10 protein-coding genes and 1 pseudogene are annotated in these 12,974 nt (G+C 53.8%); 4 read left to right on the forward strand and 7 right to left on the reverse strand.

What is annotated here, in order from left to right:
- Window positions 1-106 precede the first annotated feature (106 nt).
- Entirely contained in the window at window positions 107-517 is a 411-nt protein-coding gene (locus tag DWB85_RS18625) for a hypothetical protein (RefSeq protein WP_117957530.1), read from the reverse strand.
- A 160-nt stretch (window positions 518-677) separates the two neighbouring features.
- Here DWB85_RS18625 and DWB85_RS20015 point away from each other — a divergent pair.
- Both DWB85_RS20015 and DWB85_RS18635 read left to right on the forward strand, forming a co-directional pair.
- Window positions 678-945, forward strand: a pseudogene (locus tag DWB85_RS20015) (DDE-type integrase/transposase/recombinase); the annotation flags it as partial.
- Between the two features lie 179 nt (window positions 946-1,124).
- Window positions 1,125-1,436, forward strand: a complete 312-nt coding sequence (locus DWB85_RS18635; RefSeq protein WP_117957532.1) for a DUF1840 domain-containing protein — start codon at window positions 1,125-1,127, stop codon at window positions 1,434-1,436.
- A 27-nt stretch (window positions 1,437-1,463) separates the two neighbouring features.
- Here the strand turns inward: DWB85_RS18635 and DWB85_RS18640 are convergent, their stop codons facing one another.
- Window positions 1,464-1,823 carry a response regulator gene (locus DWB85_RS18640; RefSeq protein WP_275400948.1) on the reverse strand — a complete coding sequence of 120 codons (360 nt, stop codon included), beginning with the start codon at window positions 1,821-1,823 and terminating at the stop codon, window positions 1,464-1,466.
- Window positions 1,824-2,191: 368 nt separating this feature from the next.
- On the reverse strand, window positions 2,192-2,893 hold the full coding sequence (locus DWB85_RS18645) for a Crp/Fnr family transcriptional regulator (protein ID WP_117957536.1): 702 nt from the start codon (window positions 2,891-2,893) through the stop codon (window positions 2,192-2,194).
- A 368-nt stretch (window positions 2,894-3,261) separates the two neighbouring features.
- On the opposite strand from DWB85_RS18645, the gene DWB85_RS18650 reads away from it, so the two are divergent.
- Window positions 3,262-3,981: a Crp/Fnr family transcriptional regulator gene (locus DWB85_RS18650; RefSeq protein WP_117957538.1), complete on the forward strand. Its 720-nt coding sequence runs from the start codon at window positions 3,262-3,264 to the stop codon at window positions 3,979-3,981.
- A gap of 83 nt (window positions 3,982-4,064) precedes the next feature.
- Here DWB85_RS18650 and nhaA read toward each other — a convergent pair whose 3' ends face one another.
- From nhaA to hflK, 4 genes are all read right to left on the reverse strand, one after another.
- Window positions 4,065-5,471 carry a Na+/H+ antiporter NhaA gene (gene nhaA / locus DWB85_RS18655; RefSeq protein ID WP_239017391.1) on the reverse strand — a complete coding sequence of 469 codons (1,407 nt, stop codon included), beginning with the start codon at window positions 5,469-5,471 and terminating at the stop codon, window positions 4,065-4,067.
- Between the two features lie 52 nt (window positions 5,472-5,523).
- Window positions 5,524-7,923, reverse strand: a complete 2,400-nt coding sequence (locus DWB85_RS18660) for an acyl-CoA dehydrogenase (RefSeq protein ID WP_117957540.1) — start codon at window positions 7,921-7,923, stop codon at window positions 5,524-5,526.
- Between the two features lie 117 nt (window positions 7,924-8,040).
- The gene (gene hflC / locus DWB85_RS18665) at window positions 8,041-9,027 is read right to left on the reverse strand and encodes a protease modulator HflC (RefSeq protein ID WP_117957542.1); all 987 of its coding nucleotides are present in this window, start codon (window positions 9,025-9,027) and stop codon (window positions 8,041-8,043) included.
- A complete protein-coding gene (gene hflK / locus DWB85_RS18670; protein ID WP_117957544.1) occupies window positions 9,027-10,094 on the reverse strand; it encodes an FtsH protease activity modulator HflK in 1,068 nt (355 codons plus the stop codon). The genes hflC and hflK overlap by 1 nt, the downstream gene beginning before the upstream one ends.
- Before the next feature lie 341 nt (window positions 10,095-10,435).
- Between hflK and DWB85_RS18675 the strand changes: the two genes are divergently transcribed.
- The gene (locus tag DWB85_RS18675) at window positions 10,436-12,742 is read left to right on the forward strand and encodes a heavy metal translocating P-type ATPase (protein ID WP_117957547.1); all 2,307 of its coding nucleotides are present in this window, start codon (window positions 10,436-10,438) and stop codon (window positions 12,740-12,742) included.
- Window positions 12,743-12,974: the final 232 nt, after the last annotated feature.

Consider the following 12,974-nt stretch of genomic DNA (forward strand, 5'->3'; position numbering starts at 1 on the left):
TCCCGAATCCCCAATTTGGCGAAGCTGCCACAAATCCGACTCGCCGTTGACCAAACTTGGGCCTTGGAACGACGAGAAAGTTAAGTGCATCAAAATCATGCCTTTTTCAGCAGCCTGCTAGTTCAACACCTGCAAAGGCACTGTCTTTAACGCCATCTCCGTAAATTCCACCCAGGCTCGCACCTGTGAAAGGACGCCAGTTGCCGTCTAGGAAGTTGTAGTTGTAATAACCTCGGGTACTGCCGTTCCAGAAATCGTCGGATAGGTCGCTACCTTCGATGTCAGCGAAGTTCAAACTTTGACGCAGGCCCCAGACAGAATTGTCGGAGGTGTACCAACCCAAATCAGCTGATATACCTACGCTTGAGTTATCGAAGTCTTTGTCACTGGTGCCTGTGCCAGACAGGGAGAATTCACGGTCACCATTTTGGGGACCCACAGTTCCCGGTTCCTCGGCGGCAGCTATGCCACTCATGCTTGCGGTGATGACTGCAATAGCGATTAAGTTGTTGTTCATTCGATGTCTCTCCATGTTGTTGGCTGGTTCTTCTTGCGAGAGTTAGACAATGCCCCTTGGGCCCCGAACAGTCTGTGCGGCAACGAACATTGCGATAATTGCTAGGAATTCACGCCTATAAGTGGACCGCGAAGCGTTCCAAAGGTACTGCCAAATAAACAACTCGAGCCATCCGGATGCTGATGATCTCTTGGCCGAAAGAGGCATCACTGTCAGTAGAGAAGCGATTTGGCCGGGGTGCATCAAGTTCGAGGTCATTTATGCACGCAACTGAAGCAAAAGCATTCAGGCTAGGGTGACACCTTCTTCATTGATGAAGTCTTCTTCATGATCAATGGCAAACAGCAATATCTTCGGCGAGCGGTGAGCAAGATGGAGTGATCGTTGATGTGTATCTTCAAGCAAAGCGTGATGGCGCTGCAGCGAAGGCCAGTCGTTTGAGTTAAAAGTTGCAGGTTTCTGCCCCGCAAAAAATTAACTTGCCGATACACAGAAATCAGTTATGACTATAGGTGGATAACTGTATAAGCTAGTTTATGGCTTCAACTGGTAGTCCGTGGCATGGCCAAATGAGCCACCACACGGGCTGCAATATGGGGATGCAATCATGTTAGTAACCTTTTCTTGCCCTGCCTATGCAGACATAACGATGTTCGGCCAAGTCGCACTTCGGCTGCTCACAATGATGGGCCACAGTGATACGGTGCCAGGTGCCATCTTGGCAGAAGATGTCCAGCTGGCCTTGGAGCGACTTGAGGCTGCGATTGCAACCGAAACGTCGCCAACGGAGCCGGAACTGTCTGAGGGCTGGGATGACGAAGAACCGGCCATCAGTCTTTCGCACCGAGCACTGCCTTTGATCGAATTACTCCGTGCTGCGGTCAGGGAAAAGTGTCACGTGATGTGGGACAGCGCTTAGCCCGCGCAAAATCAGGCTCGCCATCATCTATGCGCGGGCGCACTCGATCATGGCGATGAGCTTCTCGGTATCAGCGGGTTTATGAAGTACCGCATAGTCGCAGAGATTGGCCGCTCTTATTTGTTCTCCAGAAGTATCTCCGGTTATGAGAATAGCCGGCAAGTCCTCAACCATTGCCTGGCGCACTCGCCGAACCAGTTCGATCCCGTCGTACCCGGGAAGTCGAAAGTCCGAAATGACAACATCGGGTCTCACGCCAGCGGCGAGATGGGCGAGCGCGTCATCGCCGCACAAAGCACCGTGCACCCGCACTCCTGCAGATTCCAGAATCATTGTGATCGCCTCAACAATTCTTGGGGAAGCCTGGTTGTCGTTTGATGATACCAAGCTGTTGTATCAACTGCGTACGCTCCTCGCAACATAGCGGCCAAGTGTCACCGTTTAGTTGAATTCGTGTGGTCTTTTTTTTCTGTTCAAAAAAAGAGGCAAACGTCCTCGGAAATGTTGTTTTATTGTCTCCTGGCAGGGTTTTTCGGCGGCCAGTTTCCAGCCGCTCCGTGAAAGAACGTAAAGCTCCAAGAGAAGAAGAAAAAGCTAAATATTTGTAAAGACGAAATTCAGCAAGGCGGACATGGACCGAGTAGGGACCAAAATCTCCAACCGAAAGCATGAAAAAGGGCTGAGACGTGACAACGTCAGAAAATGGATTTTGCCAGTGGGGCTTTTTCAGTTAAAGGCTATGCCCGAGCCAAACGCTAGTCCTGCGCACGATTAGAAACTGTTTTCACGGGCTGATAGCATATACATGACGCTTTTTGGAGTCCTCGTACGTTAAGGATCTTTAGATTTCCACGGCTATAGTTTATCAGCTTGCGTTGCTTTAGCGCCGCGGCCGCCTCGGTCACACCTTCGCGCCGCAGGCCGAGCATATGTGCCAGAAATTGGTGCGTCACGAGAAGCACGTCCGATCCAACTCGGTCTCGAGTCATTAAAAGCCAACGCGCCAGGCGCGCCTCTGCGTGGTGAAACCGGTTGCATGCGGCGGTCTGCGAGATTTGCGCCATCAAAGCATAGGTGTACCGGAACAGTGCATCCTGTAACGCTGCATTTCGGTCGAACTCGATGCGAAAGAGCGCCGAGGCCATCCGCAATGCGTTCCCCTCGGCCCGGACGATGGCGCGGACGTTGGAGACACGTATACCCAGAATGAAAGGTATCCCCGCCATCCCTTCATTACCCACCATGCCTACTTCCAACGATCGCTGTTTGTCTACTGTTGTTAGCAGAGAAATCAGGCAGTTGGTGGGAAAGTAGACGTACTTGATCGCTTTTCCAGGTAGATAGAGAACCCGGCCGAATGTCAGCTCAATAGGTTCTAGGGCAGCTTGCAGTCGCGTGTAGTCTTTTGCAGGGATACTCGCCAACACACGGTTCGCCTTGTGTACGTTGCTCGTCATGCTATTCACCTTTGGTCTTGTGCTGAGTCAGTCGGGAGATAGCCCTCGAACTCAGCAGACGCTGCGGTGGTGCACGCAACGGGGATTGAAAGATATTTCCTTTACCGTGTAACGATACCCGCACGGTTTGGTTTCGTATGTTCGTCAACGCACCTAAGTATCCTCCGCCTCAGCGAGGCTTCGTATAGCGGACTGATACACTTCTATTGCCATCGGTGATTTCCAAAAATTTTCCTACGTGCGACGTGTCGCGTATGTGTGCTGTGGTACAATGGCCACAGAAGACGGATAGCGGCAAATAATGGCGACGGTTGATGTGGTGGCTTTCTTGTCTCGTTAATCGAAAAATACTCGCTGGACTGTCACTCTTGACCGATTTGAAAACCCCCCGTCAGAACCATCTACTCGACGCACTGCCTGCTGAAGAGCGCGCGCGACTCTTCCCTCTTTTGGAGTTGGTACCGATGCCGCTGGGTTATTCCGTTTGCGAGCCAGGCATGTTTATGAAGCATGTCTATTTCCCGACGACGTCTATCATTTCGCTGCTGTATGTAATGGAAGATGGCGCGTCCGCTGAAATTGCTATCGTCGGTAATGAGGGCATCGTAGGAGTATCCCTGTTCATGGGAGGAGAAACCACGACCAGCCGCGCCGTCGTGCAAAGTGCCGGCTACGCATACCGGCTGAAGTCGGAGCTGCTTAAAGATTCTTTCTACCGCGCCGGGCCATTACAAGTGCTTTTGTTACGCTATACACAGGCGCTGATTACTCAAATGTCGCAAACTGCAGTGTGCAATCGGCACCATAGATTAGACCAACAACTGTGCCGCTGGCTGCTGCTGAGTCTTGACCGTTTGGCGTCGAACGAACTAACCATGACGCAGGAATTGATCGCCAATATGCTGGGTGTGCGCCGCGAGGGCGTAACCGAGGCAGCCGGCGATTTGCAGCGCGCCGGAATCATTCACTATAGTCGCGGCAAGATCACCGTAGTGGATCGACCTGGTCTGGAAGCGCGGGTCTGTGAATGCTATCAGGTGGTCAAGACGGAGTTTGATCGCCTGCTCCCGGAGATCCATGCTCTTTGATTCGGGCTTGCCGCTGGCCAACATGTTTACCGCGACTCGCGGCCATACCTGCTGCCATGTTGCAGCGCCTTTCTCAGCACGACTTATCCCCTGGTGTTTGTTTTTGCGGCAACAAATCGAAGATACAACACCCCGAGGAGTGCGGAAACCAGCGACGCGACCATAATCGATGATTTGGCACTTTGAAGGTGTACTGGCTGGGAGTCAAAGCCCAACGTGGCGATAAAGGTGGACATAGTAAAACCTATCCCGGCTATGAGAGAGACTCCGATAACATGCTGAAAATTAACACCATCAGGTAAACAGCCAATTTTGTAGCGTAGCCCCAGCCAGCACGCACCGGAAATGCCGATAAGTTTTCCAAGGACTAGTCCGGCAATTATTCCCAATCCGGTCGGATGTTGAAGGCTTTCCATAAATGAGCTCAAGCTGAAGGGTACGCCTGCATTGGTTAGCACAAACAGGGGTAAGATGAATAATGCTACGGGTAACTCCAGCGCATCTTCCCAACGACGCAGAGGAGTACTGGCACTTTCCGCAGAATCTCGAACCCCTAGCACCTTGTCATGATCCCTACGACTGCCGAGAACATCGACAGGTTTAGACTGTTTCTGCATTGAGTCGATTGTTGTTTTCGCCCCATCGAGTAGCCTTTCCGAGGTAGCTTTTGGGCGCGCTGATATGGTCAAAGCAATCGCAACACCGGAAAACGTAGGATGAACGCCGGATTTGAGCATCATCCACCAGGTTCCTACACCAAAGATAATGTAAAAATACGATTGTCGTACGCCTGCGTAATTGCCCAATGCCAAAAAGGCAAGAAGTGCAAACGCACCGAACAGATGAATTAGAGATAATTCCTGAGTATAAAATATTGCGATGACCAATATAGCCCCTACGTCGTCCACAATAGCGAGCCCTACGAGAAACGCTAACAGGCTACCCGGAATATGCTTTCTTACAATTGTTAGTGCGCCCAAGGCAAACGCGGTATCGGTTGCCATTGGTATGCCCCACCCGATCTGTGAGTCAAGTGACCAGTTGAACAATAAGTAGATTGCAGCCGGACAGACCATTCCACCGATGGCACAGAGAATAAGCATGTGTCGATTTTCTGGCTGGGCGAGGGCTCCGGCAAGTACTTCTCGTTTGATCTCAAGCCCAAGAAGGAAGAAGAATATGACCATTAAACCATCATTGATGATGTGTTTGAGAGAACCATGCAGTTTAAAATCACCTAGAAAGAACCCAACCGATGTATGTGTCAGATTCTGGTACGTAGAAGAATAATCTGAGTTAGCCCACCACAGAGCCACGATGGTAGCCAGTAGCAGAAACCAGCTGGTTGTTGTCTGCGCGCGAATAAAGCTTGAAAAAGGATCGTGTATATTTTCAAGTCCACGTTGTAACGCATTATTTGATTTATCAGCCATTTTTTCTTTGTCGAAGTTATTTGCAATGATGGCGTCCGCTGCGGGTGCTTTAGACAATGAGGTTGGATTATCCGCGAATTAGCTTCACCATCAATAGCTCGTTTAGCCTTCACACCCCTTGAAGGGCATGGTCCGTAAGCAAGCAATCAAAGCGTCTGGCATCGTACTCCAGCAGGGGTGCTACATCCTCCTGTGAGATAATTTCTTTCTGTGCTGCTTCTTTGAGGGCTGACTCCATAGAGTCGGCATCCAGCTCCCCTTTGTTCCTCGCCCGCATCACCGCCTGCCAGGGCTTGTCGAGAGTGAGCAGCATCTGGTAAGTAGTTTCCACTCGGCCTACCGGGTCCTCCGGATCGTCACTGACAAAGACCATCTTCGCCAAGGCCTGGCGCACGGGGTTGGGTTCCATGATGAGCTCTCCCAGGGTCCGGATCTGTTGGTCATCGGGTGTCGCAATCGCGTTCCAGGGTGGCAGGCAGATAACGCGCAACAGCCCCCCAAGCCAAGGCGTGGGAAAGTTGCGACAGAAAGCCGACAGCGCCTGTTGCGCCTTGTGGAGAGACTGGCCCAATGCAAACTCGGCGTGGGCGGTGGCCTCGGGGCTGCGCTCAGAGGTGTCGTGGTACTTGAGAATACTGCATGCAATAAACAATTCGCTGTGTACATCGCCCAGCCTGGCAGACAGTAGTTCGCGCCGTTTCAGGTCGCCCCCCAACACGGCCAGGGCGACATCTGAGCACGAGGCGAGGGCACAGCTGAGCTGGTTTAAACGGCGATACCAGCGCTCGCTGAAGGTACTGGCATCGGCAGGCACCGGGCTGAACCGCGAGGTGGTGATCCCATACACCAGCAGGCGCGCGAAGTTGCCTGCCACATGGCCCAAGTGCCCCATCAATAGCGGCTCGAAAGCGGCAAGCCCTTGCTCCTTATCCTCGGCTTCCAGCGTTTGCATCTCGTCAAACAGGTAGGGGTGGCAACGCAGCGCGCCCTGGCCGAAAATCATCAGCGAACGGGTGAGAATATTGGCGCCCTCTACGGTAATAGCCACCGGCAGGGCATGGTAGTTGGACGCCATGAAATTGCGTGGCCCCAGCTGGATCGCGCGCCCACTCACCACATCCATGGCGTGGTTCACCAACTCGCGCATACGCTCAGTGGCATGGTACTTGGCCATGGCAGTGAGGACACCCGGCGCACCATCCTGCAGGCCCCGGGTGACCATCTGCCGCATCGCTTCGAGCGTATAGGCGCCTGCTGCAATTTCCGCGGTGACCTCCTGCACACCTTCAAAGTTGCCGATCTCGGTATTGAACTGGCGACGGATGCGCGCAAAAGCGCCCACGGTGAGATAACACATCTCGCCGCTGGCCGTGGCCAGCGCTGGTAGAGACACACCGCGCCCGGCTCCCAGGCACTCGATGAGCATGCGCCAGCCCTTGCCGGCCATTTCCGGGCCGCCGATGATCCAGTCCGCGGGGAAGAACACATCCTTGCCCATGATGGGGCCGTTCATGAAGGGTACGCCAGGGTTATGGCGTTCGCCGATTTCAACGCCTGGGTGATCCGCAGGCAACAGTGCGCAAGTAATGCCGTAATCCACAATGTCGGGGTCGCCAAGCAGGCCCTCGGGGTCGCGCAACTGGAAAGCGAGCCCTACCACCGTGGCAACTGGCGCCAGGGTGATCCAGCGCTTGCTGAAGGTGAGTCTGAGGCCCAGCACCTCCTCGCCCTCGAACTCCCCCCGGCACACTATTGCGAGGTCCGGAATGGCTCCGGCGTCGGAGCCGGCTTCGGGGCCGGTGAGGCCAAAACAGGGTAATTCTGTGCCGTCTGCCAGCCCGGGAAGCCAGCGTTTTTTTTGCTCATCCGTGCCGTATTTTACCAGCAGCTCCCCAGGGCCGAGGGAGTTGGGTACCATAGCCGTAACGGCGACGCTGATAGAGCGGCTGGCGATCTTGCTCATCACCCGGCTCTGGGCATAGGGACTGAAGTCGCGGCCTCCGAACTCCTCAGGGATAATAAGCCCGAAAAAGCCATGCTGGCGCAGGTAGTCCCAGGTCTCCGGGGAGAGGTCCTGGCGTTGTTGTACGTCCCAGTCATCAATCAGTTTACAGAGGTTCTCCACCTCCACATCCATGTAAGTCTGCTCTGCCTCGGTCAATTGTGGCGGCTTGATATTGGCGAATTTACCCCAGTCGGGATTGCCACTGAACAGATCCTTCTCCCACCAGGTCGTGCCCGCCTCCAGCGCCTCCCGTTCGGTCTTGCTCATTGGGGGCATCGCCTTACGCAGGCGCTCATAGACTGGCCTGGCGAGCCAACTCCGGCGCCATCCCGGTACATTGAGCACAAGAATCACGGCAGCCAAGGGTAGTAGCACAATCCACATTCCCACGCTGTATTGCGTTAGCAATAGTGCGCTCGCCAGCAGGATCAGGGAGCCCAGGATGAGGGATATCCGGTAGTAGAATACCCCGGTGAGAATGATCAGAAAAAGCAACAGTGACATGTATTCCTTCCTTCGCGCCCGCAGGCTAACTTTGCCAAAGCGCTAACGCGTCTATTAAATATCTCCTGACCTGTTCTACCCCGGAAAATCTTCAAGCAGGGTGGGCCACGCCGCTGGCTAATTTTCTTGTACTGATTTTTGTGTAACTGATGTGCCCTTCAAATATTTGAAAAGGTCACTATCAGTAGACAGTATTAGCGTCGTCTCACTGTCAACTATTGACTTCAGCGCCGCCATAGACCGCGTAAACTCGTAGAAGCTCACCGCCTCTTCACTTTGGTTGTAGGCTTTGGCGTAAATTTCTGTGGCTTTGGCATCCGCTTCACCACGAATCACCTCCACTTGTCGATAGGCTTCAGACTGAATTTTATTGAGGTCTCGCACCCTGTCGCCGCGAATTCGCGCTGCTTCACCATGGCCCTCAGAAAGGAATCGCTCAGCAATTTGGCGCCGCTCGCTGATCATTCTACCGTATATTTTTGGTCGGACACTTTCGTTGTAATTGATGCGCTTAAAACGAATATCCAATAACTCTATGCCGAAAATGCGGACTTTTTCCGCGGCAGCGCGAAATATTTCTTGCTCCACTAACAGCCGACCTTTCTGGATAGGAACCAATGAGCCCATTTTTTGTTTGCGTTCGGCATCGGTGAGCAGTTCATCTCGTTGAGGCTTTCGATCCTTGGTGGTTCGGATGATTTCTATGAGTTCGTGTTTGGCGACGGCATTGCGTGTCTCACTGCCCAGGATGTCATCAAGGCGAGATTGCGCGCTGCGTTCATCGCGTAGCCGCAGGAAGTACTGCAGCGGGTCGGTAATGCGCCAGCGAGCGAATAGATCTACTGAAATGTAGAGCTTATCCTTTGTGGGCATATCTGAGGGCTCGCCGTCCCACTCTAGAATGCGTTTTTCGATGGGATTTACGTCTTGAACAAACGGCACTTTCAGTTTTAGGCCAGAACTTAAGATAGGCTTTCCCACAGGTTTACCAAACTGAGTAATAATGACCTGTTCCACCTCATCCACGGTATAGAGTGAACTCGAAAGAACGAAAATAGCCAAAATAGACAGCACGCCTACAGCGATCACTTTGGAATTAGTCACTATAGTTTACCTTTTTGATCATCCAAATTTAGTAAGGGCAAAATTCCATTTGCATCTTGATCCAGTATGATTTTTGATTTTATCTGCGGCATAACTACCTCCATGGTTTCGATATATATTCGCCGCAGCGTCACTTCTGGGGCCCTGAGGTATTCAGTAAATAGCGCGTTAAAGCGCGTAACGTCGCCCTCTGCCTCGTTAATGCGTTTTAGTCTATAGCCGTCAGCTTCACGGATTCGCTGATCCTTTTCTCCCTCTGCAAGCGGAATCACTTTGTTGTAATCACGCCGAGCCTCGTTGATTAACTTTTCTTTTTCCTGCTGGGCCTGATTCACCTCGTTAAAGGATTCTTGCACAGGTTTTGGCGGGTTAATATTTTTGAGCTGTACTTGGTCAATGCTGATTCCCATGGTGTATTTTGTTGCGAGAGCTTTCATTTTGGACAGTGCATCTATCTCGATATCCTGGCGACCGATAGTGATCACCTCGTCGACCGTTCTGTCTCCTACTACTTCTCGCATTACCGATTCGGATACGTATCGCAGTGTTTCCTTAGGCTCTCGAACTTCAAATAAGTATTTCAAGGGGTCTGAAATTCGATATTGCACCACCCACTCGACTAACGCCGCATTCATGTCCCCGGTTACCATTTGAGTTTCTCGTTTTTCATCACGATTAATGGGCGTTTGATGGGGGTCCTTGGCGCCAGGTGTTGCAAAACCAAACTCTTGCTTAAGTTGACGTTTCACAGGCACAACGATGGCGGAGTCTATTCCAAGGGGAAATTTGAAATGCAGGCCAGCAGGAACTTCTTTCAAATATTTGCCGAAACGTTGCACCACGGCAACGGAATCACTGGGTACGGTGTAGTATGCAGTCCAAACACCAATCGCAATCATTGCCAGCAATGCAATAAGAATAATCGACTTCGGACTACCGCCCGAAAAATATGGTTTTAGTGTTTGTAGCGATTTATCTACGATTTCATCTAGATCAGGTGGTTGTTTTGCGGTTTCCCGTTTGTTCTCGGAACCGTTACCGTTACCGTTACCGTTACCTGTTGCCATTCATTTTTACCTTGGTAAAGATTGGGGCCATATCGGGCCAGCGTTTTGTCATCGCGTAAAAGCGATGTCTCACAGGCCCTAATCATATGCAGTTTCCTCAGTTAGCATCTGTGCGATACCGTACAGAGAAAACCAATTACTAGTCCGATACTCTACGCTTCAAGATGGGCGGGCGGCATCACGCCAACGCTAGACCAGGGTCTGGAATTGTTGTTGCGCGATACCGGTGGCAGCCTACTCTTCGGACTGGTGGTCGAGCGTGGCAAGGGGCGCATTCTGAACGTTCCCCATCTATATGCAGGACGCATTGAACCGCTTGAAGCAAACTGGAGTAAGCTTACATGCCTGAACCAACCTCACAAAGCGACGTAAAAGACCCCGTCTGCGGGATGTTGGTCGATCCGCACAATGCCAAACACCAGTTTGGGTATCATTGTGAAACCTGGTACTTCTGCTCATCGCGATGTCAGGAGAAGTTCGAGGCCGAGCCGCAAACATACCTGGGCGGGAAAGTGCCCGCGAAGGCCGCGCCTGCCGGAACCTTCTACACCTGCCCTATGCACCCTGAGATCCATCAGGAGGGACCAGGTGACTGCCCGATTTGCGGGATGGCCCTTGAGCCCGAAGAGGTATCAATAGATACCGGGCCGTCCGCAGAGCTCGCAGACATGACCCGTCGATTTTGGGTGGGCCTCGCACTGGCACTCCCGGTGTTTATACTGGAAATGGGTGGTCATCTGCTGTCGCTTGATCACCTGGTTGCGCCGCAGGTATCCAATTGGGTTCAATTGTTGCTGGCCAGTCCGGTGGTGTGCTGGGCGGGTTGGCCGTTCTTTGTAAGGGGCTGGCGTTCCCTGGTGCAGCGCAGTCTCAACATGTTCACGCTGATCGCCATCGGCACCGGGGTCGCGTGGAGCTACAGTATTATCGCGACGCTTTCGCCTGGGTCTTTCCCCGCTGCCTTTCGTCAACCTGATGGCTCTGTCGCCGTCTACTTTGAAGCTGCGGCGGTGATTGTCGTACTGGTCCTGTTAGGCCAGGTGCTGGAATTACGTGCCCGGGAGAAAACCTCCGGTGCGATTCGTGCGCTGCTGGACCTGGCCCCAGCGACGGCACGACGGCTTGACGGACACGGTAGCGAAGCGGATGTCGCCCTGGACCAGGTCAGTGTCGGCGATCGCTTGCGCGTGCGCCCGGGCGATAAGGTGCCACTGGATGGCGAGGTACTGGAGGGTCGCTCAAATGTCGACGAGTCGATGGTTAGCGGCGAACCGCTGGCGGTAAGCAAGCAGGTGGGTGATACGGTGGTTGGTGGCAGCATCAATGGCCAGGGCTCCTTCGTGATGCGGGCAGACAAGGTTGGTCGCGACACCATGCTCTCGCGAATCGTGCAGATGGTTGCCAGTGCGCAGCGCAGTCGCGCCCCAATCCAGGGGCTCGCCGACAGGGTTGCGGGCTACTTCGTGCCCGCGGTATTACTGGTGGCCGTGATAGCCTTTACCGCCTGGTCCACGTGGGGCCCGGCCCCACAGATGGCCTACGGCCTGATAGCAGCGGTGAGCGTATTGATCATCGCCTGCCCGTGTGCCCTGGGCCTGGCGACGCCGATGTCGATTATGGTCGGTATCGGTCGCGGGGCGCAGGCCGGTGTGCTGATCCGCGATGCCGAGGCGCTGGAGCGACTGGAGAAGATCGATACAGTCGTCATAGACAAGACCGGTACCCTCACCGAGGGCAAGCCGCAGGTCACGGCTATTCAGCCGGCGGACGGCTTCGACGAAAATCAGTTATTGCGGCTGGCGGCCGCACTAGAGCGGAGCAGTGAGCACCCCCTTGCCAGCGCCATAATGGACAAGGCGCTGGACTTGGAACTGGATCTCCCGGAGGCGGCCGATTTTGAATCGCCCAACGGCAAGGGTGTGGTCGGCCAGGTAGAGGGGCGCCGGGTAGCGCTGGGTAATCGCCTGCTTATGGATGAAGAGCAGGTGGATCTGTCCTCTCACACTGACGACGCTGAGGCGCTGCGACAGGATGGCGCCACCGTGATTTTTGCAGCGGTGGAAGGTCGTATTGCCGGGCTTATTGCCATTGCCGACCCGATCAAGGAGAAATCCGCTGCCGCTATAAGGGAACTGCGGGAAGAGGGTATTCGGGTCGTCATGCTGACGGGGGATAACCGCACTTCCGCCGAGGCCGTGGCCCGTCTTTTGAATATTGATGAGGTAGAGGCAGAAGTTCTTCCGGAGGACAAGGGCAAGGTAGTGCAGCGACTGCGTGACGAGGGCCGGGTTGTTGTCATGGCCGGTGACGGGGTTAATGACGCGCCCGCGCTGGCTCTTGCGGACGTGGGAATCGCCATGGGCACTGGCACCGATGTAGCGATTGAAAGTGCCGGTGTGACCCTGCTGCGCGGTGACCTGACCGGCATTCTCGAGGCTCGGCGGCTGTCACGGGCCACCATGCGCAATATTCGTCAGAATCTCTTTTTCGCGTTTGCTTACAATGCCGCCGGTGTGCCTATCGCGGCGGGTGTGCTTTACCCATTCACTGGCTTGCTTCTGTCGCCGATTATAGCCGCTGCGGCGATGAGCTTAAGCTCGGTATCGGTGATTAGCAATGCCCTGCGGTTGCGGCGTATCAGCCTATAGCAGTACCACGCATGCTGGGCGTTACCGGCCGTCTGACGATGCAAACCGATAAACATCCAAAGTAAATGAAAACAGAGAGCACGCCGTGGTTAATGACGCTTGCGTAGAAAAGTAAGCGGCGTTAAATCTGCCTACTTGCCCCTGGGATAAGCCGGCACATTTTTTTCAAATCGCGGCAGGTCAACGTTCCACGGGAGCAGGGCCTCGAGCTTCTCCACCGTATCTGCGGCGC

The organism is Seongchinamella sediminis, assembly GCF_003457605.1.
In the GTDB taxonomy this organism is placed as follows: Bacteria; Pseudomonadota; Gammaproteobacteria; order Pseudomonadales; family Halieaceae; genus Halioglobus; species Halioglobus sediminis.